The following is a 24,943-nucleotide window of genomic DNA, read 5'->3' as shown; positions in this document are numbered from 1 at the left end:
CCCGAACTCAAGAACAAGTATCTCGAGCTTAAAAAACGTCGCGGAGGAAAGAAAGCCGTTATTGCGATTGCAAGAAAACTCCTGACTGCTATTTGGCACATTCTCAGCAAGAATGAGGTCTACAGCGCCAAGCTCTACAGAAAGGCCGATAAGCCGCCTGCCGCTCGCGAACTGACCATGACTCAGGCTATTACATTCCTGCGCAGCAAAGGTTTCTTGATATTAGACGAGGAAAGCGGCGAGGTCCTGTAGCTGTTCAATCTGTTTTTTTGACCATTCTCGAATGGTCTGATTTGTTATGCCCTTTTGAGAGTGGCTTGCTTGTGATTTGTTTCAAACTAAATCTCCTTATCTATCAGCTTGTTCAGTTCCAATCTTCCCGTGTATCCGCTTCAGTGCCGGTAATACCACCTTTAGTATGCTTCCCGTTACAATACCCATTACAATACCAGATATAATTAATACCGGTGTGTAGTAAAACGCATTGCCGCCCAATACCATTGCTACACAGCAAATTTGAGCAAGATTATGGGTAAGTGAGCCGAAAATACTGATAATGATATATGATAGGTTTAACTTTACAAGCAGCAGAAGAAGCATTACTGTTACGGACAACAGCCCGCCGCTTAGGCTTAAAACGGCAGCAAAGGCACCGCGCGTCAACAGTACAAATAGCGACTTAAGTATTGCTATGCCATAGGCTTCCTTCCAACCGATGAAAAAAACCGCGTACATGGTTACAATATTGGAAAGCCCCAATTTTACGCCGTTTGGAAGCAATCCGGTAGTGGGAATCAGTGACTCTAAAAACGCCAGCACAATTGAAAGTGCAAAAAGCAATCCAAGAAAAGCTACTCTTTTAGCTGGGCTAACGTTTGTTTTCAATCCGTCACCTTCGTTTCGGGAGTAAGATGATAGGTGTATCTAGTATTTTTAGCGGGTGAAAATATGGGCTTAACGCTTTCAGAAAGGTATACATTGTACTCCTTATCTACTGCGATTACTCCGACGCTTAGTTCATCCATCTTTTTAAGCGCCTTATCACGCCCCAAAAGAAACAGGTAGGTTGAAAGAAAATCGGCATAAGCGCCGTCCGGGCTGATAATCGTAACCGACATCAGGTCAGTCTCTGCGGGAGCGGCTGTTTTCGGATCCATGATATGATGATAGTATTTACCGTCCTTCTCAAAAAAGCGCTCATAATCACCGGAGGTGGAGAACGTGGTGTTGGTAAGTTTAACGGTTCCTATGGCATCGTTCTGTGTACCTCTTGGGTCACGAACGCCGATAACATAATCCTTGCCGTTTGGCTTTTCCCCGATAACCATGATATTGCCGCCAATGGATAGCAGGGCGGTTGTAATACCGTTGCTTTTGTAAAGCTCACGCAAAACATTGCAAGCCTCTCCTTTTGCTACGGCGCCAAGATCAATAGCCTGCCCTTTGTTTTTTAACATAACGGTCTGTGCCGCTTCATCCAGCACGATATCCTTATAATTTATCAGTTTTTTTAGTGCATTCAGTTCGCTTTGTGAGGGTACGCGCGGGTTATCACTGTTTACCCCCCAAGCTTTGGTTACTGGAGCGATAGTGATATCAAACAGCCCGCCTGACATTTCACAATACCCCACAGCTCTCTTTATCAATGAGAATGTATGCTCAGACACCTTTACGGCAGAAACCCCGGCGTTATCGTTAATTTTACTTATCTCCGAACCGATAGTATACATCGAAAGTCTGTCTTCGTAGCTTTTAAGCGTCGTCATGGCATTACTTATCACCTTGTTTGCGACAGATGTGTTTTTACTGTAAATCTGCTGGTCGATATAGGTGCTCATGGCAAAACCACTCGAGCTGAATAGCTTTGGACTCTGGTAATACAAATAAAAGGAAACTCCTGTAACCAGCAGTAACAAAACAGAACCAATGATGGTAAGCATTTTTAGATTAATCTTAATGTTTTTCAAGTTTGTGGTCTTCACTTCCTAAAAGCTATTTCTAACCCTGATAATATTACTGTAATATTATCATCTAATTCTAAACGGTTCAGAAAGGCACGTCAAGAACTTTAGGCTAATCAAAATCCAAAACAGCACAGGACTTACAACGCTATTACTCAGATCTGCCTGCTTAAGTCAATAAACGATAATTAAACAATCCCCGCTAATAATTGACAAGTTTATACCTGCATGATAGATTATAAATATGAGACTATTAAAAGGAATAATAGATGATGAAAACTAAGATTTTGCTTGCAGTTGTTTTATTGTTGGTTGTATCTTTTACCGGTTGTACCGGCGGCTATAAAGACGGTACTTATAAAGCGGAAGCTGCTGAATATGAGCATGGATGGAAAGATTACTTAGTTATAGGGGTTGCGGATGGCAAGGTAACAGTAAAGGAATTTGATGCACTCAATGAGGCTGGAGATAAGAAGTCTCAGGATGCCGATTACCGCGCGGCGATGGAGCCTGTATCGGGTACCTACCCCGAAAAGTATATAGCGGATATTATCAGTGAGTTTCAGAAAAAGGGCTCAGCAGATAAAATGGACACCATTACAGGCGCTACAAAGTCTACCAATTCATTTAAAGCACTTTTAAATGAGGCGCTTGCAAAAGCCCAAAAAGGCGAAGCTAAATCTGCTGCACCGGAAGATAGCTCAAAATAACACATAAATATACGGCGCTAGGGGTTAAGCTTCGGGCGCTCTTTTGCTGCCCCTCATGTTATCCTTAACCTTGGAATATTACGTTTGATTTGGCAACACGAAAAGTGGTATAATACAATGGTATATTATATAAGGCTTAATGTCAGGCTGTAAATGATTACAGCGGAGGTTCGTTTTATGGATGTTCGTCCGGGAGATATACTGGAGATGAAAAAGAACCACCCCTGCGGTGAAAAACGTTTTTTAGTAACGCGTGCGGGGATGGATTTTCGTATTCGTTGCCTAAAATGCGGGCACGAGGTACTGGTACCGCGTGCGAAGATTGAAAAGAATATTAAAAAGATCATCCGTGAGGACGGCCATTAGCTATGTTGGCCTGGTAGCACGACTTTTATAATTTGAAAATAACTACTTACGGAGGATTGTATGCTCGATAAACTCAAATTTGTAGAAGAAAGATACGATGAAATCAGCCAAAAGCTTACCGAGCCGAATGTAGTAGGCAATCAGGAAATCTATAGAGCACTTATGAAGGAATATAAATCCCTTACCCCGATTGTAGATAAATACCGCGAATACAATCGTGCAAAGGCCGATATGGAAGAGGCCCGCGAAATGCTGGATGCAGGCGGGCTCGATAAAGATTTTCGCGATATGGTAGAAGAACAGTATGCCGAAAGCAAACAAAAGGCTGAGACTAGCGCAGAAGAGTTAAAGATTCTGTTGCTGCCCAAAGATCCGAACGACGATAAGAACGTTATTCTTGAAATCCGCGGCGGTGCCGGAGGGGAAGAAGCAGCTCTTTTTGCTAACTCGTTAATGCGGATGTACACCATGTACGCTGAAACCAAACGCTTTAAGTGGGAGATTCTGAACATCAACGAAACTGAGCTAGGCGGTATAAAAGAGGTTAGCATTAATATTGAAGGTGAAGGCGCCTACTCCCGCTATAAATACGAAAGCGGCGTGCACCGGGTACAGCGCGTGCCTGAAACTGAAACACAGGGCCGTATCCATACCTCTACGGTTACTGTAGCGGTTTTGCCTGAAGCGGAAGAGGTCGAGCTGGAGATACTGCCGGGAGACCTGCAGATAGCTACCTACCGAGCCAGTGGTGCAGGCGGCCAGCATGTAAACAAAACCGAGTCGGCGATTCGTATCACCCATATTCCTACCGGTGTTGTGGTGGAATGCCAGGATGAACGCAGCCAGTATAAAAACAAGGATAAGGCAATGAAGATTCTGCGCTCCCGCCTTTTGGAAGCGAAGCAGCGCGCCCAGAGCGATGAGATTGCAGCCGAGCGCAGGTCACAGGTGGGTACCGGGGATCGCTCCGAGCGTATCCGCACCTATAACTATCCTCAGGGACGTGTTACCGATCACCGTATCGGCCTTACTCTTTACCGGATTGATTCGATATTGAACGGCGACCTTGATGAAATAATTGATGCTCTTACCACCTATGACCAGGCCGAGAAGTTAAAGGCCTCCGGCGAGAACGATTAAAGAACTTGTAGATGATAATGTTTTAACAAGAAAAGAAGATTGTTAATGGAAACAAAGCTTATAAAGGCCAATGCCGATTCTGAGGTTTCAGAGCCTGTTTTAATGGCGGCAGAGGTGCTTAAAAAAGGCGGTCTGGTGGCGATTCCCACCGAAACGGTTTATGGGCTGGCAGCCAATGCGTTGGATGAAAATGCCGTAGCCGGTATATTTGACGCGAAGGGGCGCCCGCAGGATAATCCGCTCATCGTTCACATTGCCGAAATTAGTGAGTTACAGCCTTTAGTAACTGATATTCCCGAAAAAGCAAGGCTCTTGGCAAAGGCCTTCTGGCCGGGGCCGCTTACCATGATATTCAAGCGTTCACCGCTTATACCCGCTGTGGTTTCGGCGGGGTTGGATTCTGTGGCAATAAGAATGCCATCCCATCCGTTAGCGCGTGCGATTATTAAGGCTGCGGGGGTTCCGCTTGCAGCGCCCTCCGCAAACCTTTCTGGCAGCCCTAGCCCAACCTGCGCACAGCATGTTTTGCAGGATTTGAACGGGCGTATCCCCCTGATTATAGACGGCGGCACCTGCAACGTGGGTTTAGAATCCACAGTAGTTTCACTTGTCGGTGAAACGCCTGCGCTTCTGCGTCCGGGCGGAATCTCGGTTGAGCAGCTTTCGGCAGTAATCGGTGAGATTACAATTGATAAGGGTATTCTGAATAAACTGGAGGATAACCGTAAGGTAAGCTCCCCCGGTATGAAGTACAAGCACTATTCACCAAAGGCCAACGTTATCATACTAGATGGAGACAGTGATTTATACTGCAAATATGTCAATAGTATTCCCAATGCCTTTGGGCTTTGCTTTCAAGAGGATATTCCAAAGCTTACTGTTCCTTATGTAAGCTTCGGTTCAGAAAAGGATGATTCCGAGCAGGCACACCTGCTTTTTAATGCATTGCGTGAGCTGGATAGGCGAGGTGCCAAAACTGTTTATGCCAGAGCTCCTAAACAGACTGGCGTGAGCCTTGCGGTTTATAACCGATTGCTGCGTGCGGCAGGTTTTCAGGTAATCAAAATCAGTTAAGGCGGTGGACATTTTTGGCCAGACAAAAAGTAATTGGTTTAACGGGTCCCACAGGCGCGGGTAAAACAACGGTGTCTAAGGCTCTGGAGCAAAAAGGCTATTATATTATTGATGCTGACCAAGTAGCGCGCAAGGTTGTACTGCCGGGCAGTGAATGCCTGCTTAAAATTGCCGGGGTATTTGGCGGGGAAGTTCTTAATCCAGACCAAAGCCTTAATCGGCAAGCCTTGGGCCGGATTGTTTTCTCAAATAAGGATAAGCTTAAGCAACTTGAGGGTATCATTTTCCCGTACATCATTCATGATATCCAACAGATGATAAAGCAAAGTGAAGAGCAGGGAAACCATATAGTGATACTTGATGCCCCAACTCTGTTTGAAAGCGGTTGCGACAAGCTTTGTGATCAAGTGATTGTGGTAATTGCTCCATTGAACGCCCGCTTGTTGCGTATTGTTAGCCGCGACGGTATTTCCTTTGAACAGGCCATGCAGCGAATTTCAGCACAGCATGACGATGCATTTTATACCGAGCAGGCTGACTTTATAGTGGATAATTCAAAGCCGCAGGCAGATTACAGCAATCTTTTAAGCTGGCTTTCAAGTTTGGAATGATTGCGTCGGGGTATATTCGGGTTGAAAGGTATGGGCAAACATGAGTAAACGAATCTTGGCTGCGGCAATTACTCTGGCAGTTGTTATTCTGGTGGTTGTGGTGCTGTTTATTCTATTGAAAGAGCCGATTATTGAGCAGCTATACCCCATGGAATACGAACAGTTGATTGAGAAATATGCGCAGGATAACGGCATTGAACCAACCTTGGTTTATGCGGTAATCTATACCGAAAGCCGATTTAAACCAGAGGCCGAATCAAACGTTGGTGCGAGAGGACTCATGCAGCTTACAGAGGAAACCTTTGACTGGGTAAAATACCGGCTGGGTGACCCCGAGGAGCTTACCTTTGATAAAATGTATGATCCCGAAACCAATATACGTTATGGCACCTATTTGCTGGGTTACCTGAAGAAGGAGTATGGAAGCCAACGGAATATTCTGTGTGCCTATCATGCGGGTATAAATATCGTAAAAAAGTGGTTGGCAAATAAGGAGTATTCATTAAACGGGTCTGATTTGGACAAAATACCGTATAAGGATACGGCTCACTACGTGGATAAGGTTGAAAAAGCCATTAACATATACAGTGAACGTAAATAACAAATTCAATTGGAGGAATTATCATGGACGAAACTATCAAAAGCGCTGCAGAAGAATTGAAGGAGAAGCTGGTATTTGATCAAAAGAACGGAGGCCTTCTATTAAGTGAAGAGCAATTGAAGGAGGCATACGATTTTTCTGAGGGCTACAAGCGTTTTTTAGACAGTGCAAAAACAGAGCGTGAGGCAGTAGAAACTGCAATTGCAATGCTTACCGCAAAGGGCTATCAGGTATTTGAGACCGGAAGAAAGTATAAGGCGGGGGATAAGGTATATTATAACAATCGTGGCAAATCGCTTATACTGACGACTATTGGTACCGAGCCCATTAAAAGCGGCGTACGTATTGCTGCGGCGCATATCGACAGCCCGCGGCTGGATTTAAAGCCTCGCCCTGTTTATGAAGATTCCCAGCTTGCATTACTTAAAACCCATTATTACGGTGGCATTAAGAAATATCAATGGACAACCATTCCATTGGCTCTGCATGGAGTTATTATTCGAAATGACGGCACAAAGATTGTGGTTAATATCGGCGAGGATGAAAAAGACCCGATCTTTTGTGTAACCGACCTATTGCCCCACTTAGCTGAAGAGCAGAGCAAACGTCCGCTTGCACAGGGTATTAAGGGTGAGGAACTGAACATTCTCATCGGCTGTATGCCGTTTAAAGACGATAAGGCCAGCGAAGCCGTTAAGCTGAATATCTTGAACATCCTTAATGAGAAATATGGGATTACCGAGGCCGATTTCCTTTCGGCAGAGCTTGAGGCAGTTCCTGCCTATAAAGCGAAGGACTTAGGCTTTGATCGTGGAATGGTAGCCGCCTACGGCCACGACGACAGGGTATGCGCCTATCCGGCTCTTATAGCAGCGCTTGATTGCGTGAACCCGCGTTACACCACAGTAACGGTTTTAACCGACAAGGAAGAAACCGGCAGCGAGGGTAATACAGGATTGGATTCTTCCTATCTTCGTTATTTTATAGCTGATCTGGCGGAGCCTTACGGTGTAAATGCCAGAACAGTTCTCTCGGCTTCAAAGTGTCTTTCTGCCGATGTAAATGCGGGGTTTGACCCCACCTTCCCGGATGTTTTGGATAAACGTAACTGTGCCTTTGTAAACTACGGCGTGGTTGTTACCAAGTATACCGGTTCCAGAGGAAAATCCGGCACCTCCGATTGCTCCGCCGAGTTCTTTGGAGAGGTTCGCCGCCTGCTAAACGAAAAGAATGTTTTGTGGCAAATAGGGGAGCTTGGAAAGGTTGATATGGGCGGCGGAGGTACTGTCGCGAAATACATTGCAGGTTTGAATGTAGATGTATTGGATGTCGGTGTGCCGGTGTTGTCGATGCACGCACCGATGGAGGTTGTTTCAAAGATTGACGTATACAGCGCATACCGTGCTTTCTTTGAGTTTTTAAACGTTAAATAGTAATTCATACCCTGACTGTTGCTTAATGAACCGACAGTCAGGGTGTTTTATTTGTTAAATTTTATAGAAGAAACTAAACTATTAGGTCAACAGGTCGATAATAATCAATAGAAAGATATGCTTATATTATATTTTGTAGATATTCTCAGACAGGGGGAACTGTTATGTTTAGTTCAGTTGCGGGATTAGGTACGAATTCTTCGAAAAAGACTTCCAGCAGTAAGGGTATTGGGGGGCTTGTTTCCGGTATTGATACGGATGATATCATCAAGAAGCTTACGGCCCTTTCGCAGTCTAAAATTGATAGTGCGGTACAGCAGAAGCAGAAGATTCAGTGGAAGCAGACTGCTTATCAAGACATTATTACGAAGATTAACAACCTTAAGAGCAGCTTTTTTGATGTAACGAACCCTACTTCAAACCTGAGCAGCTCCTCCGCGTTCAATACATGGTCGGTAAGCTCCTCATCAAGTGCTGTAACAGTATCGTCTTCCACCACCAATACCGGAGAGATGCTCGAAATATCATCAATCAACAGCCTTGCGGTTGCAAATTCGTTCGAGAGCGGTTCGGCTGTTTCTGGCGGTATTGTTGCTACCGGTGCGATTGAGAATTTAACAGGCAAAGAGATGAAGGTTACACTGGATAGTTTAACAAAAACGATTACATTCAGCACTGACCCTCAGGCGGATTTAAATGCTGCATTTGGATTATCAACCTCTACAGGCCAACCGCGTGTGAAGCTTATCGATAATGAAAACGGAACTTTCGGTTTTTCTACTAACGGCACCAGTAAGCTCAGCATTTCCGGCGATGCTGATACCCTCGCTTCGGTAGGCCTGAAATCCGGCGCCTCCAACCTTGTAGATATTACGAAATCGCTTGGTGATACCTCGTTTAAAACGGCATTGGTGGGTGGAGCCTTTGCTTTCACCATAAATGGCGTAGACTTTAACTTTACCAGCAGCGATTCGGTAATGAAGGTAATTAACACCGTTAACTCCAGCAACGCCGGTGTGAAGATGACCTATTCCGAAACGGATGATACATTTTCGCTTACATCTACCACCGCTGGTACCGGCAGTAATATCACTGCTTCACAGTTGAAGGGCAATCTCCTCAGCGCCATGTTTGGCTTTGCCACCGATACAGTTACCGAGGTGGCCAGCCCAGTTACATACGCTTCCAGAATGGTAGCGCAGGGTGAGTTTGTTATGCCCGATTCCGGTTGGGAGGGTTTAAAAACCTTTGATATTACTGTAAACGGTGTTACAAAAACGCTAACTGTTTCTGCGTTTGATCCAACAAAATATGATACGGATGAGGAAAAAATAGATGCTGTTAAGGCAATTGTTGATTCATTAAACGATCAATTAAAGAGTGTATATGGTAACTCCGATGTTCAATTTTCTCTGAATAATAAAACCGTAGAGGTTACCGCAAAGAATAATAAATCAGTATCCTTGAACCCTGTTGACAGCGAAGGAAAAGTTAATGAAGCCTTAAAACTACTGGGATATAATAAGAATATTAATAACAGCATTGTAGCCGGAACTCCGGAAATTCCCGGAACCACATTGTCATCTCTAGGCTTAAGTGGTGGAGAGCTAATACTGGGTGGTGATACCGAAAATAAGATTACATATACGGGAAGTACGACTATTGAGGATTTGTTAGAATTAATTAATGCTCAAAAAGCCACTACAGGCATTACCGCTTCCTTTGACAGCGGAAAGCTTTCTTTAAAGTCTGACGGAACCAAACCCTTCTCGTTTAGCGATAGCGGTAGTCTTGCAAAGACATTCTTCGGAACAGCTGCATTTTCAACCAGTGCTAATAATACAGTAGCTGAAACAGAGGGGAAAAACGCTGTTATTACACTTAAAGACGGCACCACGATTGAGCGCAACTCAAATTCCTTCAACGTGAAGGGCATTAACTTACAGCTTAACGAAACCTTTACGAGTTCAGAGGCTGTAAAGAGTATTACCATACGTTCCACCCAGAACCTTGACGATATCGTCAAAACGGTTAAAAGCTTTGTTGAAGGCTATAATGCAATGGTTGCAAGTGTTAAAACCAAGCTAACGGAGGATGTGAATAAAGATTATCTTCCGTTAACAGACGCGCAGCGTGAAGATATGTCTGAGAGCCAGGTTAAGCTGTGGGAAGATAAGGCCAAGAGCGGTATTCTTAAGAATGACCGTACCGTAAATGAAATGCTGGATGATTTTTACGATGTATTGGTATCCGGTTCATCCAACTCTCCCTATTCGCTTGAGGATATCGGGTTAACTACATCGGTAAGTACAACTGAAGGGACAAAGCTTGTCTTTAATGAGGAAAAATTCCGAGAGATGCTTACCAAGGACCATGAGGGTGTAACCAGACTGTTTACTGACCCGACAGACGGTTTTTCTGATAAACTTTCTGCTGCGATTGATAAATACGGAAGTTCCAGCGTGGTTTCCACCGGCGCGCTCGTTGAAATCGCAGGTACAGCCGGATATAAAGATAGTCAGGAAGCCCAACAATTATCAGATATTGATGAAAAGATTACTGAACTAAAGAATAAGCTAACTGCAGAGGAGACAAAGCTATGGAAACAGTTTTCTGCTATGGAGACAGCTCTCAGTCAGCTGAATTCTCAGGCAAGTTGGCTTACCTCGCTAAATAGCCAGCAATAGTTCATTCTTAATAATATCAGCTTTCCGTATTCCGGCGAACCTGCGGGGAGTTTTCTATAACATATCGCCGGAGAAACGGCGGAGGATTATGTTAACATCAGCTTATGATCAATACAAGCAGCAATCTATCGTTACGCTTACACCTGGCGAAATGATTGTAAAGCTTTACGATGAAGCCATTAAGCGCTGCAACTTTTCTGTAAAGTACCTCGACGATAAGGATTATGAGGCGGCAAATGTTTGTCTGAAGAAGGCTCAGGATATCGTTTCGTATTTGAATTCGTCTTTAGACAAAAACTACAGTCTATCGGCAGAACTGTCCCCGTTGTACGACTATATTAAAAATCAGCTGATTACTGCGAATATTAAAAAGGATACTCAGCCGATAAACGATGTTCTGCCCCTTTTAAAGGAGCTGCGTGATGCGTTTTCCACTGCTGAAAAATCCGTTCGTAAATCATAAGTGCTGTTGGCACAATAAGTATTGAGGTATATGCAATATGAAGATCAGTGATCAGGATATAGCAGCGCTCAACGAACATCTTACATATAAGCTTAATCAAATGCGCATCTACCATTCGCTTACGGTTGCGCTGCTCAATAATGAAATTGATCAGTACGGCACCTTTTTGGATGAACGGCAGCATATTATTGACGAGGTAAATGCTGCTAACCTTAGAATCAAGCGTTGCCTTTCCGCAGAGGATGCCTCGTTAAAGGCAATAGAGCAGGCGATGCGTGGAAAGGAAGCAAAGGTTTCCGATCCAAGGTTTAACGCAGCTCTAAAGCTAACCAAGCAAATCTATGAGCTGATTAACGATATTGCACTTCTTGATAAAAAGCTGATACTAAAAACAGAAGAAAAGAAAAATGGTATGCTTGAAGAACTGAAAGGAATGTCTGGCCAGCGCAAAGTGGTAGATACACTTTATTTTACTGGACAAAACCCCTCAATCGGTAAAAACTACGATATTAAGAGATAAAAATGTGGCAGGAGCGAAAGCTCCTGCCACATTTTCGTAATCAAAGATTTATTGGTTAAAATACTTTTTCAAAGCATCCGCTTTGTCGGTTTTCTCCCAGGCAACGCCTAAATCCTCGCGTCCCATGTGCCCGTAGGCTGCAAGCTGCCTGTAAATTGGCTTTCGCAAGTCTAAAGAACTGATAATTGCGGCCGGCCGCAGGTCAAACAGCTCGTTAACCGCTTGTGAAAGGGCTTCGTCAGAAACAACGCCGGTACCGAAGGTATCAACCATTACCGAAACTGGGTGTGCTACTCCAATGGCATAAGCCAGCTGAATTTCGCACTTGCTGGCAAGCTTCGCTGCAACAATATTCTTTGCAACATAACGTGCCGCATAGGCAGCGGAACGGTCTACCTTCGTAGGGTCTTTACCCGAAAAAGCACCGCCGCCGTGGCGTGCATAGCCGCCGTAGGTATCTACGATAATCTTTCGCCCTGTAAGACCGCTGTCGCCCTGCGGGCCGCCTATTACAAAGCGTCCGGTTGGGTTTACAAAGTAGTGGGTATTTTCGTCCAGCAGAGCAGAGGATATCACCGGGCGAATAACATGCTCAATAATGTCGCTTCGTATTTGGTCAAGAGTAATCTCAGGGTTATGCTGTGAAGAAACCACGATGGTATCAATCCGCTTGGGCTTACCGTCTTGGTATTCAACCGTAACCTGTGTTTTACCGTCCGGACGCAGATAGGGGAGTGTGCCATCCTTACGCACCTCGGTAAGACGTTTGGCAAGACGGTGTGCCAGTGCAATCGGCATTGGCATCAGCTCACTGGTTTCATCGCACGCATATCCGAACATCATGCCCTGATCCCCGGCACCGGTATCGAATGCATTGTCAGCTCCGTTGCGGGTTTCCAACGCATTGTTTACACCCATCGCGATATCGGGCGACTGCTCGTCGATAGAAGTAAGAACTGCGCAGGTGGTTGCATCAAAGCCGAACTTCGCACGGTTATAGCCGATATCGGCAATAACCGAACGGGCAATTTTGGGAATATCCACATAACAGTTGCAGGTTATTTCACCCATCAACAGAACCATACCGGTGGTTACGGTGGTTTCGCACGCCACACGGGCAAGCGGGTCCTCCTTTAAAATAGCATCCAGCACTGCATCAGAGATTTGGTCACATATCTTGTCGGGGTGCCCTTCGGTCACCGATTCAGATGTAAACAGCATTTTTGACATTTCAATTCCTCCGTTAAAAAAGTTGATTAAATAATCCTGTGGTAATTTTATATTGGGCGGCGAATATCAATTTCATTTTACTTAATTATTGTAAGGCATAAAATTAAAAATAAACGCCCCAACTGCAAGTTGAGGCGCTTTTTAATAAGAATTCAGCCTCATCTCTCGTTTTCTACGCAGGATTTGGCACCTTACTGTTACGCAGGTTGCCGGGTTTCACAGGGCCTGTCCCTCCACCACTCTTGATAAGGATTATTTAATTGCTATTATAATATCATACGTTGTAGAATTGTCAATATTTTTTCTATAAATATTTTATGCTGCAATTCTGCCCTTAATCAGAACTGAAAGTCTTTTATAAACCAGCAGAGTGACTACGGATATAATCGTACCCTTGATAAAATTAAACGGTACTACCCCAAACAGAATATATGCATTAATACTGTCAATGTAAGGGTTTACGGCTTTGCAAGCCTGAATAATTGCATCAATCGGCATAATTTTTTCGTAAAATGGGATAATCAGGTATTTGTTTGAGAGAGAGCCTGTAATCAAAATAGTTGCGGTTCCTGCTGCGCAGGCTAGTACAGCAGCTTTTTTGGTTTTCTTAGTGCGGTAAACTAGAAAAGCAACCAATATAAACGAGGTATAGATAATAAAATCTGAAAGCTCTCCAACTCCGCCTGAGGTACTGCCAAACAGATGAGCTATGTCTTTAATTAGGGTTACGGTTATACCCTCCAAGGGGCCGAACATAAAGGCCGCCAGCAATATCGGTATACCGCTCAGGTCAAGCTTTAAAAACGGCGGGAGAAATGGCAGCGGAAATTCGGGGATGTACATCAGTACCGAGGATATTGCCGCAAACATGGCAAGATAGGTAAGTTTTCTTGTTTTGCTGTTCAACTGCATAAGAATAAGCCTCCAAACTATAATTCTCTGTTTTAGGAGTTCTTTTTATGCAAAACCACACGAAGGCAAAATAAAAACCCTTGAACAAATTGTTCAAGGGTGAAAATAAACCTTACTTTTGGGTATGGTTTTGTTTCTTTCATCCGGACTATACCGTCGGTTTCGGAATCTAACCGAAATCTGCGGGGATTACCCGCTCGCGGACTTGTGGCAAAAATATGCCCATTACCGCCGGTGAGGATTTACACCTCGCCCTGAAACAGATTATATTCACATTATATGTATGTTGCGGCGCAGTGTCAAGATGAATTCACAATAATTATCAGCTCTCATACTATGAAATAGATGGCATTTTATACAAAAGGGGTTGTTTTTTGTGGCCGAAAGCGTAAAAATACTTCTTTTAACGATGTTAACCGTAGCAGGTATCTTCTGGGCCCTTCACTGGGTGCTGCCCCTATTCATCTTTAATCATGATACCAGCCCGCTGATAAAGATTATACGGGTAAGTGAACATAAGCAGGATATGGAGTATGTGCTGCGTTCTGTGCAATATACTATCGCCCGCGGGGGGTTAGAGCGAAATACTGTCATACTGCTGGTATGTGGCGATAACGACGGAGATGCCGATGAGGTTTGCAGAAGGTTTTGCGATGAATGCGGCAACATACGTTTGTGCAGTGAAGGAATGCTGACGCAGGAGCTTATGCAGCTAGCAGGTTTACAAATGCCATGATAGGGATTATACTAAAACTAAGTGTGAATTTTCATGATTTTCAAAAATATAAATTACCGAAATCCCTATTGTTGAATATATAAGCTTTACATAGGGCGTTTAACGTGACCGGAAGGATAGTGCCGTGCAGCAAGAGGAATTTACCGTTCTTGAAGGAACGGTTGAGACAATTGTATATCATAACGACGACAGCGGGTTTACAGTCATCGAGGTTAATTGCGGTGGAGAGTTGATTACTGCCGTTGGCGAGCTTGGTAGCCTTGGAGAAGGGGAAGAGGTACGCCTGATGGGGCAGTATGCAACCCATGCCTCTTATGGTTCGCAGTTCCGTGCCGCAACCTGCGAGGTAAAGCTGCCTGCAACCGCAGGGGCTATACTGAAATATCTTTCTGCCGGCGCTATTAAAGGGATTGGGCCTAAAACAGCCAGAAAGATTGTAGAGGCGTTTGGCGATAAAACGCTTGAGATTATCGAGAAACAACCCGAACTGCTTTCAGAAGTAAACGGCATTTCGCAAAGCAAGGCGAAACAGATCGAGAATGATTTTAAAAAGGTTTTTGGCATTCGTACGGTAATGGCTTACCTGAAAAGGTTCAATATTACGCCTTACTATTGTATTCGGGCATGGAAGAAGTTTGGCCCCATGACCATTGATGTGGTGAACGAAAATCCATTTGCCCTGTGTAGTGATGATATTGGGCTGGCTTTTAAAGCCACCGATGAGATTAGCCGGGCATTGTCGCTACCCACCGATGCGCCTGCCCGTATTCTCGCGGGAATTCAATATGAGCTTTCGGCGGCTAACCGCAATGGGCATACCTGTATGCTTTATGCAAAGCTCGTTGAACGTGCCCAACAGTTATTAGATGTTTCAACTGATGAAATTGAAAACGTACTTTACGAGCAAAATCAAGCTCAGACGATAGTAACAGAGCAGATTGGCGATGCCGAATATGTGTATCTGCCGCAATATTATGATGCGGAACGTTTTATTGCATGCAGGCTTTCATTGATTATTAAATCCATCCCTGATACAATGAAAAGCTACGATGAAGACATTTCAAGGCTTGAAGCCGAAAAGGGCATTCACTATGAACGGCTGCAAAAGAAAGCAATCGCCATGGCACTATCTAACGGCATTACCGTTCTTACCGGCGGGCCTGGTACCGGAAAAACAACAACCATTATGGGCATTATCGAACTTTATAAGCGCATGGGTAAAAAGGTACTGCTGGCCGCCCCTACAGGGCGCGCGGCAAAACGCATGAGTGAGCTTTCCGGCTATGAGGCTAAAACCATTCACCGCCTGCTGGAGGTGGAATACTCCAAGGGTGACCAGCCTTCCTTCCGCCGCAACAGCCGTAACCCACTGAACTGCGATGTCATTATTATTGATGAGTTTTCAATGGTGGATACGCTATTGTTTGAATCGCTGCTCAGTGCTGTAAGGCTCTCCTGCCGCATTGTGTTAGTGGGTGATTCTGATCAGTTACCCTCGGTGGGGGCAGGTAATATACTGCACGATCTGATTCAGAGCGATTGTGTACCCACCGTCACCCTTACCGAGATATTCCGCCAAGCCGCTCAAAGCTTGATTGTAACCAATGCACACGACATTATTAACGGAGAGGTTCCGCAGATCGAGGTAAAGGATAACGATTTCTTCTTTATAAAAAGAGATTTGGATCAGATAGCGCAGACTGTGGTTTCACTTTGCAGGGACAGGCTCCCCAAGGCATATGCGTATTCACCGCTGTGGGATATTCAGGTGCTTTGCCCCAGTCGTCAGGGGGAATTGGGTACAGCAGCGTTGAACTCAAAGCTACAGGCATCCATAAACCCCAAACAAGCGGATAGGCCGGAGGTAAAATCGGGGCCAAACCTGTTCAGATTAGGCGATAAGGTCATGCAGATACGCAATAATTATGATATTATCTGGACACGGGATGACGGTGAGAACGGTGCCGGCGTGTTTAACGGCGATATTGGTATTATTGAAAGCATCGATCGTCCGGCGCAGCTGCTGACCATCCGGTTTGATGACAGGGTAGCCGATTATACATTTGATCAGCTTATAGAGCTTGAGCTTGCGTATGCTATTACGGTGCACAAAAGCCAAGGCAGCGAGTATGAGGCGGTGATTATTCCGCTGGCCAAGCCTATGCAAAATCTGTATTACCGTAATCTGCTATACACTGCGGTCACACGCGCGAAGAAACTGTTGATTATTCTGGGTGCACCTGAAACACTGTCTTATATGGTAGGCAACAACCGTAAGACCTATCGTTATACCAATCTGCAGCAGTTTATCACCGATGAAGTGCTTGGTTAACTTACAGATAAACCCCTTGTCATAATTAAGGAGCGGCAAAATGACAATATGGGAAATGCTATTAAATTTTATATTCCCCAATGTCTGTAAATTCTGCGGTAAGGTCATAGCATATGATCAAGAGGTCTGTGCTTATTGTAAAGACAGCATAGAGCCTATTAACGGTATTACCTGCAGTGTTTGCGGTAAAGAGCAGGGCTTCTGCGGTTGCGAGGTAAATCATTTTGAGTTTGAGCGCTGTATTGCCCCGTTTTATTATGAAGGGACAGCAAAGAAAGGTATTAATACGCTCAAGTATGGCGGGGTTCCGTATATTGCAAAGTATCTTGCGTGTTATATCAGCCGGCTAGTTAAAAAGCAGTATAAGGATGTAGTCTTTGATTATGCTTGCTGTGTTCCGATGCACCGTTTAAAGGAGCTAGAACGCGGCTATAATCAATCTGAACTGCTTTTGCGCTCAGTATGTCGCAGCCTTTCAATAAAGCCTGCCAAGCATCTGCTTATTCAGGTTAAAAACAACGAATCTCAGCATCGAAAGCATCGTAAAGAACGTGCTGAGAATGTTAAAGGTATTTACAAGGTACAGGAAAAAATGGATTTGACGGATAAAACAATCCTGCTGATTGATGACATTTTTACTACCGGTGCCACCCTGAACGAATGTACGCGTATGCTTAAGGGCGCTGGAGCAACCAACGTGTATTGTGCCGTTTTTTGTACAACCAAGCCGATAAAGCTTGAAATACATAAGAATAATTAGTATAATAAAAATTGCGATGTGCTTATCCGAGCAAATTAAGGATGTATAGTTACCTTTAATTGTGAAGTGAACTAGAACATTCATATCGTTATAGAGTATATCAACCCTGTGGGTGCAGCTGAAAGGAACGAAATAGGAATGGCAAATAAAGACATAGGAATTGATTTAGGTACGGCTACCGTAATTGTTTATATTGTAGGCAAGGGCGTAGTTCTTTGCGAACCGTCAATTGTAGCGGTTGAAACAGTTTCGGGCAAGATTGTAAGCGTAGGTGAAGAGGCTTTTAAGGTTCTTGGCAGAACCCCTGATAATATCCGTGCAGTAAGGCCGCTGCAAGATGGCGTTATCTCGGATTATGTACTTACCGAGCAGATGATCAAGCATTTTCTTAAAAAATCCTGCGGCAACATGATGTTTAAACCGCGCGTGGCGCTCTGCGTACCCTCTGGTATTACCGATGTGGAGTCGCGTGCCGTTATTGAGGCGGCGATTACAGCCGGCGCTCGAAAAGTGTTTTTAATAGAAGAGCCGGTTGCTGCGGCGATTGGTGCAGGGATTGATATTTCTCGTCCGAACGGCTGTATGATTCTTGATATCGGCGGTGGTACCACTGATATTGCTGTTATTTCGCTCAACGGTATCGTATGTAAAACCTCGCTGAAGATTGCGGGTAATAAGTTTGATAACGCACTGGTTAAATACATCCGTAATAAGTACAGTGTTTTAATCGGCGAAAAGTCAGCCGAGCGCCTGAAGAAAGAGATTGCCTGTGTGTGGAACCCCCAGCCCGATTCGGTGATGGAGGTTAAAGGCAGAAATCTGATTACTGGTCTTCCGCAGAAGATAGCGATATCAGCCGAAGAAACCTGTGAGGCGCTGAACGAACCGGTTTCACTGATTGTTCAGGCCATCCAGTCGGTTGTTGAGCGTACCCCTCCGGAGCTTGTAGCTGATATTTCGGAAAATGGCATCGTGCTTACCGGCGGCGGTTCACTGTTAAGAGGGTTGGCAGAATATATTACCGCTGAGCTGCGCATGAAAGCTCGCGTTGCCGAAGACCCTACCAACTGTGTGGCTATCGGTACCGGTAAAGCATTTGAATACCTGAATATTCTGCAGGATGGTTTCTTTAACCCATCCACCTATAAATATCAATAAATATTATGAAATTAAGAAGGCCAATCGCAGGGTTTTATTATCCGGCAGTTGGCCTTTTTGTTGTAGTTTCAGCGCAAAAAACCACCAGCACTGCTGGTGGAATTAAAACGCTAATAGCGAAAAGAGGTCCTCCAGTGATAGAATGATGAAGGTTCACCAACCGCATCAAAGAACAAAGGAGGACATGTCAATGGATGACATAAATAGTTTAACACATTCGAAATGGAGATGTAAATATCATATAGTATTTGCACCGAAGTATAGACGACAAGATATCTATTCTCAGTTATGGACGGATTGTTTGTGTTTCAGGCTACATTATAAAGAGAATTTAATGCGGGAGCTTCATCTTCAGATAACGAATCTCACCTTGGTTGATTGGCAAGTTATGCGTAGATATAAAAGCAGCCCATGAGATGATTAAAAAATCATATCATGAGCTGTTTTCGTTAATATTGTTTAGATTTATTCGCCAGTAAATCCGCTACATACAAACCATTTGCAGCAGCCTGTGATAAGGATCGTGTAAAGCCTGCTCCGTCGCCGATTGCATAGATATTGTCAAACCCATTCAACCTGAAATTCTTGCATTCCGGGCGTGCGGAGTAGTATTTGCATTCTACCCCATAAAGCAGCGTATCGTAGTTTGCGGTGCCGGGGGCAATCTTATCCAAGGCGTGCAGTGTTTCAACAATATTGTCAATCTGCCGTTTTGGCAGACAAAGGCTTAAATCACCCGCAACAGCCTTAAGGGTAGGGATAGTCGTGGATTGGCCGAGCCGCTTCTCATCGGTTCGGCGCCCGATTTCAAGGTCGCCAAGCCGCTGCACAAGTACACTGCCTCCGCTGATGAGGTTTGCAAGGCTTGCAACATGGCGAGCATATTCAATGGGGTACTTAAATGGCTGGGTAAACCGAATCGTTGTGAGCAGCGCAAAGTTGGAGTTACTGGTTTTCCGCTCTTCCTCCCGGAACGAATGACCGTTTACGGTTAATACCCCATCAGTATTTTCGGTTACTACATGTCCGCGCTCGTTGAAGCAGAACATTCTGGTAATGTCACCATAACCTTTGCTGCGGTACCATATCTTCGGCTCATAAATCTTTTTAGAAAAATGCTCCCAGATTATTGAAGGCAGTTCTACCCGAACGCCGATATCCACTTGATTGTTTGTAAGTGGAATATTGTGGTCGGTACACCATCTGGAGAAGAAGCGGCTTCCGGCACGGCCTACCGCGAAAACTATATTTTCGGCGGTAAGACTGTCTTCAGTTGAACGCTGCTTGTAGAAGATCGTACTGGATTTTGTGTCAACATCGGTTACCTCGGTATCGGTGATAATGTCACATTTATTCCGAAGAGAATCAATCATCCGGCACATTGTATCAAAGTTTGAATCGGTGCCCAGATGCTTAAGCTGAGCTTGGCTCATATGCAGGTCGTGCTGCAAACAGAGTTTTTTCAATTCGTTATCAGGCATAAAACGCTCGGTGGTAGCACCAAAGTTCACAAGGATGCTGTCCGCCTGTTCTATATAGTTAATCACGGTCGAAGCAGGCAGAAAATCTGTCAGCCAGCCGCCGTACTCGGTAGAGATTACATACTTACCGTCAGAGAATGCACCAGCACCTGCCATGCCCTCCATGATGGCACAGGAGGCACAGTGAACGCAGCTTTCAGTTTTTTTAGTAACAATAGGGCAGACGCGCTTGCCAATGTCATGGCCTTTTTCAAGAATGCAAACCGAAAGCTTAGGCGCCTTTTCACATAGCCGGTAAGCCGTCATCAGCCCGCCGATACCTCCGCCGATAATGGCGATATCATAATGCTTTTTTGCGGTCATGTTCTACTCCGTTTCTGGTTCGCAGAATTATTTCTTTACTCGATGCAGCTTTGTCAGCTTAATTTTGGAGTTGTTAATTGAATCACGTAGCTGTGTGGCTTTTTTGTATTTTTTCTTCCCGGTTAAGTCGGTGTATATCTCCAGCAGGCTTTTTGCAAGCGACTCGGCGCCGGAATCCTTTACGGAATTGATAACAGCCTCTCTCATCTTTTTCATGTCTTCAGGGTTCTTACGTTTGAGTATCCTTAAAACCGAAGCCATTTCGGTAGCGCTGTTAAAGAAGAAGCCGTTTTTACCCGCCTGTATCTGGTTTGAGATGAGCTCGTCGAACCGCTGAAGTACCGGCAGACCGGAGGCCATACTCTCAAGAATGGTCATTGAGTATACTTCAGAGAGGGAAGCGGTTACGAATACATCAGAAATCGCGTAATAAGACGCTACCTCCTCGTGAGGTACAGGCCCCGTGAAGGTAACCATTGAATCAAGATTTAATGTTTTGGCGAGCTCTTGGAGGGGCTCACTGTCTGGCCCACCGCCAACAATTAGCAGGTGAATCCCATCCTCTGGCTTTATCGTTTGTGCCCAATACTCCAGCAGCACGTCAACACTTTTTTCCTTACCAATGCGCCCGACAAAGATGGCTATCATCTGATCGTCTGGAATGTTATAACGCTGTTTTAACTCTTTTTTCTGTTCTTCACTAAAGTTATTGGGATCAAACTTTTCAATTTCAATGGTATTGGGAATGATATTCACAGGTTTTTTAACCCCATGAGATTGGAAATAATCCTGTATTTTTACGGATGGGCCGGTGATGGCATTTACCGAGCCCGCAATAATCTTTGCGTAGCCGTGAGAAAGCTTTTTAACCAGTGGTACCAGCTTGCTGGGTGCCACATAGTAAATGTAATCGTCATACATGGTATGAAGCGTATAAACCAACGGGATACGCAAAATCTTTGCAATCATAATGCCCGAAAGCCCAACGCCGAATTCCGTTTGCACATGTATAATATCGGGGTTGAATTTTAAAATCATATTTAAGCGCTTTTGGCTGAGCGGAGAGGCAAGACCATAACCGTAAATGCGTTTTGAGGTGACTGCCGGGCAGTGCAGGATACCATTTTCGATATAATGGTGCTTGGCATGTGCATCTGCAGATACAATCAACACCTCATGCCCTAGCTTTTCAAGCCCGCTTTTTAATACACTGATATGCGTTACCACTCCGTTAAGGTAGGGAAGATACGTTTCAGCAAATATGGCAATCTTCATCAGTTATGCTCCTTTAAATTCTTCATTGTAGGTACCAAAAAACATTGCAAATTGATTATAACATATAATTACGAAATTTTCAGCAATTTAGTCTGCTTCATTGTATTTAAGTTTTCGAGCAATTTCGAAAATATTAATTGAAAGAATTTAATCGTTACGGTATAATTATATAATAGTATTTGTACTATTTTGAACTCTGTTCTGGAAAAAGCATTTATAACCGTCCGACAACGGTTTGCAAACCTTATTCTTTTTGTCGGAGAAGTGGTGGACAAGATGTCGACAATATTTACGGTAGCATTAAATAAGCTGATTGATGAGTTCAAGCTCGAGGCTATCTATCTTCCGGTAGATCCTTCACAAATTCTGATATCCAGCAGCGAAGTAAACAGGCCGGGCTTATATTTCGCAGGCTTTCATGAATATTTTGACTGCCAGCGCATTCAAATACTGGGGAAAGCTGAATGCGGCTACCTTGCCAACATTACGGAAGAAGCTCGCAGAGAAAGCCTCAAGCGTTTCTTTATGGAAAAGCCTGCGGCCGTTATTGTTGCCCGAAGCTTAGAGATCTTCCCCGAGATGTACGACTATGCCAAAGAATACGCGGTTCCTGTTTTGCGAACCAGTGAGTCTACCTCTTCATTTCTTTCTGGGCTTATTTCGAAACTGAATGTTGAGCTTGCACCCAGAATCACGCGCCACGGCGTTTTAGTTGAAGTTTACGGCGAAGGTATACTTCTGCTGGGTGAAAGCGGCGTAGGTAAGAGTGAAACGGCGATTGAACTTGTAAAGCGCGGGCATCGACTGATTGCAGATGATGCAGTTGAGCTGAGAAAGGTATCCAATAAAACCTTGGTGGGTACAGCGCCCGAGAATATACGACACTTTTTAGAGCTTCGCGGTATTGGTATTATTAACGCCAGACGTATTTTCGGTATGGGCTCGGTAAAAGTAACCGAGAAGGTGGATATGATCATCCAGCTTGAGCTTTGGGATCAGAACAAGGTTTATGATCGCATGGGCATGGAAAACGAGTTTACTGAGATTCTGGGTATAGAGCTGCCCTCTCTTACCATTCCTGTTAAGCCTGGCCGAAATCTGGCTATTATTATTGAGGTGGCCGCGATGAATAACCGCCAGAAGAAAATGGGTTACAATGCGGCGCGGGAGCTGCTTGAAAAGCTCGGTATGGCTAGCTCCGAGACAACTAGCACTGACACCGATTGGAACGCGTACTAATATTGTAATGATAATTCTTTCATATAGGCATAATGTTGCCGGAAAGGCATGATTAAACATTGAAACTTAAAGATGCAAAATCTGTTGCCGAAACACATTGTCACACTGTCGCCTCCAGTCACGCCTACAGTACCTTGCTTGAGAATATCCAATACGCTAAGAAATATGGAATGTGCGCACTGGCTATTACGGAGCATTGCCCGCAGATGCCCGATGGGCCATATCTTTGGTTTTTTAATAACCTTTCCACCCTTGATCGCGTAATAGATGATATGCTCATCCTGCGCGGAGCCGAAGCGGACATCATTACCGCTGACGGGGGGATGGACTTAACCGCCCAATCATTGGCGTGTTTGGATTGGGTCATCGCTTCTTTCCATTTTTCACTAGGGGAGTGGGCAACTGTAAAGGATTACACCAGCGCCTATATTGGCGTAGCTAAAAACCCGTATGTGAAGGTAATCGGCCACTGTGGCACCGAGGCATTTCGTTTTGACTACGAGCAGGGAGTAAAGGCCTTTAAAGAATATGGAAAGATCGTAGAAATAAATGCTCATTCATTTAAAGTACGCAAAGGTGCCGACAAAAATTGTGCAGAAATTGCACGATTGTGCAAAAAGTATGAGGTGCCGGTCGTAGTTAGCGCTGATGCGCATTTTGCGCTTGAGATAGGCCGGGTACAGCCATCACTGGATATGTTGGACGAAATCGGGTTCCCTGAGCAATTGGTCTTAAATATTGACAAGCAGCGCTTTCTGGAAACGGTAGAGAAATACTGCGGCATTAAAGCCGAGATATAAATTTAATCATTTAAGGAAAGATGGTTTTAGCAATGAGATATTATGCAGGCATCGACCTTGGCGGAACCAATATTGCGGTTGGTATTGTAGACGAAAACTATAAGATTATCGGCAGGGGTAAGATGAAAACCAATGCTCCCCGTGCGGCAGAATTAATCGCTGATGATATGGCAGCGGCTACAAGGGCTGCTGTTCAGGATGCCAACATCGATATCAGCCAGATTGAATGGGTTGGAATAGGTACCCCCGGTACGGTAAACCAACAAACAGGTGAGATTGAATATGCCAATAACCTCTACTTCCGCAACGTTCCGATGGTTAAAATGCTGAAAGAGCGCCTTGGTAAAAGCGTCTATATGGAAAACGACGCGAACGCTGCGGTTTATGGCGAGGCACTTGCAGGAGCCGCAAAGGGTCGCAGCAATGTAATAGGTATTACACTTGGCACGGGTGTTGGCGGCGGTATTATTATTGATGGCAAAATCTATTCAGGCTTTAACTTTTCGGGTGCAGAGCTGGGGCATACCGTTATTGTTTACGATGGCAGGCAGTGCACCTGCGGCAGAAAAGGCTGCTTTGAGGCCTATTCGTCAGCTACTGGGCTTATCAACATGACCAAGGATTATCTTACTCAGCACCCCGGTTCCGCTATGTGGAAACTGGTGGATAGTGACATTAACAAGGTAAACGGGCGTGTAGCGTTTGATGCAATGCGCGGGGGCGTTGAGGGCGGCAAGGAGATTGTAGACACCTACCTAAACTATCTTGGCTGCGGGTTGGTAAATATGATTAACATCTTTCAACCGGAAATTCTATTCCTGGGCGGCGGTATCTCAAAAGAAGGAGAAACCATCTTAAAACCGCTTCGTGAATATATCAAACGTGAGGTTTACACGAAATATTCCGAAAAGAACACGGAGCTTTGTGTTGCACAGCTTGGCAACGATGCCGGCATTATCGGTGCGGCATTTTTAGGCAATCTTTACGCATAAAGCGGTATTATACTGTGTTAAGAGCTATAGGAAAATTTATATAGTTGCTGTCTAATACCATATGAAATTGAGGTTTTTGGCTTGAAGGATACTGCTTTA

The 24,943-nt window shown here is 44.6% G+C and carries 23 protein-coding genes, 2 pseudogenes and 2 riboswitches; of the genes and pseudogenes, 19 read left to right on the top strand and 6 right to left on the bottom strand.

Features of this window, described 5'->3' with window-relative positions:
* Nucleotides 1-252: pseudogene (locus BLR50_RS14475) on the top strand (IS110 family RNA-guided transposase); the annotation flags it as partial.
* 96 nt (nucleotides 253-348) lie between these two features.
* Here the strand turns inward: BLR50_RS14475 and BLR50_RS07815 are convergent.
* A complete protein-coding gene (locus BLR50_RS07815; protein WP_092640283.1) occupies nucleotides 349-885 on the bottom strand; it encodes a Gx transporter family protein in 537 nt (178 codons plus the stop codon).
* Nucleotides 882-1,967, bottom strand: coding sequence for an FAD:protein FMN transferase (locus BLR50_RS07810; protein ID WP_092640281.1), 1,086 nt, complete (start codon nucleotides 1,965-1,967; stop codon nucleotides 882-884). Before BLR50_RS07810 ends, BLR50_RS07815 begins: the two co-directional genes overlap by 4 nt.
* Nucleotides 1,968-2,230: 263 nt before the next feature.
* Between BLR50_RS07810 and BLR50_RS07805 the strand changes: the two genes are divergently transcribed.
* The 10 genes from BLR50_RS07805 to BLR50_RS07760 all read left to right on the top strand — a co-directional run bounded on the left by BLR50_RS07805 (nucleotide 2,231) and on the right by BLR50_RS07760 (nucleotide 11,566).
* A complete protein-coding gene (locus BLR50_RS07805) occupies nucleotides 2,231-2,671 on the top strand; it encodes an FMN-binding protein (protein ID WP_092640279.1) in 441 nt (146 codons plus the stop codon).
* 177 nt (nucleotides 2,672-2,848) lie between these two features.
* On the top strand, nucleotides 2,849-3,037 hold the full coding sequence (locus tag BLR50_RS07800; protein ID WP_092640277.1) for a DUF951 domain-containing protein: 189 nt from the start codon (nucleotides 2,849-2,851) through the stop codon (nucleotides 3,035-3,037).
* Between the two features lie 60 nt (nucleotides 3,038-3,097).
* The gene (gene prfA / locus BLR50_RS07795) at nucleotides 3,098-4,177 is read left to right on the top strand and encodes a peptide chain release factor 1 (RefSeq protein WP_092640275.1); all 1,080 of its coding nucleotides are present in this window, start codon (nucleotides 3,098-3,100) and stop codon (nucleotides 4,175-4,177) included.
* Between the two features lie 45 nt (nucleotides 4,178-4,222).
* The gene (locus tag BLR50_RS07790; protein ID WP_092640273.1) at nucleotides 4,223-5,251 is read left to right on the top strand and encodes an L-threonylcarbamoyladenylate synthase; all 1,029 of its coding nucleotides are present in this window, start codon (nucleotides 4,223-4,225) and stop codon (nucleotides 5,249-5,251) included.
* Between the two features lie 14 nt (nucleotides 5,252-5,265).
* Nucleotides 5,266-5,862 (top strand): dephospho-CoA kinase, encoded by a 597-nt coding sequence (coaE, locus tag BLR50_RS07785; protein ID WP_162840367.1) that lies wholly within the window; start codon nucleotides 5,266-5,268, stop codon nucleotides 5,860-5,862.
* A 40-nt stretch (nucleotides 5,863-5,902) separates the two neighbouring features.
* Nucleotides 5,903-6,463: a lytic transglycosylase domain-containing protein gene (locus BLR50_RS07780; protein ID WP_092640269.1), complete on the top strand. Its 561-nt coding sequence runs from the start codon at nucleotides 5,903-5,905 to the stop codon at nucleotides 6,461-6,463.
* Between the two features lie 23 nt (nucleotides 6,464-6,486).
* Nucleotides 6,487-7,896, top strand: coding sequence for an aminopeptidase (locus BLR50_RS07775; protein WP_092640267.1), 1,410 nt, complete (start codon nucleotides 6,487-6,489; stop codon nucleotides 7,894-7,896).
* 164 nt (nucleotides 7,897-8,060) lie between these two features.
* Nucleotides 8,061-10,583 carry a flagellar filament capping protein FliD gene (gene fliD / locus BLR50_RS07770; RefSeq protein WP_092640265.1) on the top strand — a complete coding sequence of 841 codons (2,523 nt, stop codon included), beginning with the start codon at nucleotides 8,061-8,063 and terminating at the stop codon, nucleotides 10,581-10,583.
* A gap of 88 nt (nucleotides 10,584-10,671) precedes the next feature.
* Nucleotides 10,672-11,046 carry a flagellar export chaperone FliS gene (gene fliS / locus BLR50_RS07765; protein WP_092640263.1) on the top strand — a complete coding sequence of 125 codons (375 nt, stop codon included), beginning with the start codon at nucleotides 10,672-10,674 and terminating at the stop codon, nucleotides 11,044-11,046.
* Nucleotides 11,047-11,083: 37 nt separating this feature from the next.
* Complete coding sequence (locus BLR50_RS07760; protein WP_092640261.1) at nucleotides 11,084-11,566, top strand: hypothetical protein; 483 nt, start codon at nucleotides 11,084-11,086, stop codon at nucleotides 11,564-11,566.
* A 48-nt stretch (nucleotides 11,567-11,614) separates the two neighbouring features.
* Here BLR50_RS07760 and metK read toward each other — a convergent pair whose 3' ends face one another.
* Together metK and BLR50_RS07750 are read right to left on the bottom strand one after the other, a co-directional pair.
* A complete protein-coding gene (gene metK / locus BLR50_RS07755; protein ID WP_092640259.1) occupies nucleotides 11,615-12,796 on the bottom strand; it encodes a methionine adenosyltransferase in 1,182 nt (393 codons plus the stop codon).
* A gap of 155 nt (nucleotides 12,797-12,951) precedes the next feature.
* Nucleotides 12,952-13,048: riboswitch (SAM riboswitch) on the bottom strand.
* 63 nt (nucleotides 13,049-13,111) lie between these two features.
* Nucleotides 13,112-13,708 carry an ECF transporter S component gene (locus BLR50_RS07750; protein ID WP_092640257.1) on the bottom strand — a complete coding sequence of 199 codons (597 nt, stop codon included), beginning with the start codon at nucleotides 13,706-13,708 and terminating at the stop codon, nucleotides 13,112-13,114.
* 127 nt (nucleotides 13,709-13,835) lie between these two features.
* Nucleotides 13,836-13,974: riboswitch (FMN riboswitch) on the bottom strand.
* A gap of 110 nt (nucleotides 13,975-14,084) precedes the next feature.
* Here BLR50_RS07750 and BLR50_RS07745 point away from each other — a divergent pair.
* The 5 genes and pseudogenes from BLR50_RS07745 to BLR50_RS07725 all read left to right on the top strand — a co-directional run.
* Entirely contained in the window at nucleotides 14,085-14,444 is a 360-nt protein-coding gene (locus tag BLR50_RS07745) for a hypothetical protein (protein ID WP_092640255.1), read from the top strand.
* 124 nt (nucleotides 14,445-14,568) lie between these two features.
* Nucleotides 14,569-16,776: an SF1B family DNA helicase RecD2 gene (recD2, locus tag BLR50_RS07740; protein WP_092640253.1), complete on the top strand. Its 2,208-nt coding sequence runs from the start codon at nucleotides 14,569-14,571 to the stop codon at nucleotides 16,774-16,776.
* A 55-nt stretch (nucleotides 16,777-16,831) separates the two neighbouring features.
* A complete protein-coding gene (locus BLR50_RS07735; RefSeq protein WP_162840366.1) occupies nucleotides 16,832-17,536 on the top strand; it encodes a ComF family protein in 705 nt (234 codons plus the stop codon).
* A gap of 138 nt (nucleotides 17,537-17,674) precedes the next feature.
* Nucleotides 17,675-18,694: a rod shape-determining protein gene (mreB, locus tag BLR50_RS07730; protein WP_092640249.1), complete on the top strand. Its 1,020-nt coding sequence runs from the start codon at nucleotides 17,675-17,677 to the stop codon at nucleotides 18,692-18,694.
* A 190-nt stretch (nucleotides 18,695-18,884) separates the two neighbouring features.
* Nucleotides 18,885-18,992 (top strand): annotated as a pseudogene (locus tag BLR50_RS07725) (IS200/IS605 family transposase); the annotation flags it as partial.
* A gap of 151 nt (nucleotides 18,993-19,143) precedes the next feature.
* Here the strand turns inward: BLR50_RS07725 and BLR50_RS07720 are convergent.
* Together BLR50_RS07720 and BLR50_RS07715 are read right to left on the bottom strand one after the other, a co-directional pair.
* Nucleotides 19,144-20,538, bottom strand: a complete 1,395-nt coding sequence (locus BLR50_RS07720) for an NAD(P)/FAD-dependent oxidoreductase (protein ID WP_092640247.1) — start codon at nucleotides 20,536-20,538, stop codon at nucleotides 19,144-19,146.
* A 27-nt stretch (nucleotides 20,539-20,565) separates the two neighbouring features.
* The gene (locus tag BLR50_RS07715) at nucleotides 20,566-21,813 is read right to left on the bottom strand and encodes a glycosyltransferase (RefSeq protein ID WP_092640245.1); all 1,248 of its coding nucleotides are present in this window, start codon (nucleotides 21,811-21,813) and stop codon (nucleotides 20,566-20,568) included.
* 276 nt (nucleotides 21,814-22,089) lie between these two features.
* On the opposite strand from BLR50_RS07715, the gene hprK reads away from it, so the two are divergent.
* Genes hprK through BLR50_RS07700 form a run of 3 tightly spaced genes read left to right on the top strand, consistent with a single transcriptional unit; the run spans nucleotide 22,090 to nucleotide 24,844 of the window.
* Nucleotides 22,090-23,052, top strand: a complete 963-nt coding sequence (gene hprK, locus BLR50_RS07710; RefSeq protein WP_092640243.1) for an HPr(Ser) kinase/phosphatase — start codon at nucleotides 22,090-22,092, stop codon at nucleotides 23,050-23,052.
* 59 nt (nucleotides 23,053-23,111) lie between these two features.
* The gene (locus BLR50_RS07705) at nucleotides 23,112-23,852 is read left to right on the top strand and encodes a phosphatase (protein WP_092640241.1); all 741 of its coding nucleotides are present in this window, start codon (nucleotides 23,112-23,114) and stop codon (nucleotides 23,850-23,852) included.
* 32 nt (nucleotides 23,853-23,884) lie between these two features.
* Nucleotides 23,885-24,844, top strand: coding sequence for an ROK family protein (locus tag BLR50_RS07700; RefSeq protein ID WP_092640239.1), 960 nt, complete (start codon nucleotides 23,885-23,887; stop codon nucleotides 24,842-24,844).
* Nucleotides 24,845-24,943: the final 99 nt, after the last annotated feature.

The sequence above is a fragment of the Acetanaerobacterium elongatum genome, from assembly GCF_900103835.1.
GTDB lineage: Bacteria > Bacillota > Clostridia > Oscillospirales > Ruminococcaceae > Acetanaerobacterium > Acetanaerobacterium elongatum.
The sequence above is the reverse complement of the archived record's forward strand: the minus strand, read 5'-3'. Positions and strand labels throughout refer to the sequence as shown.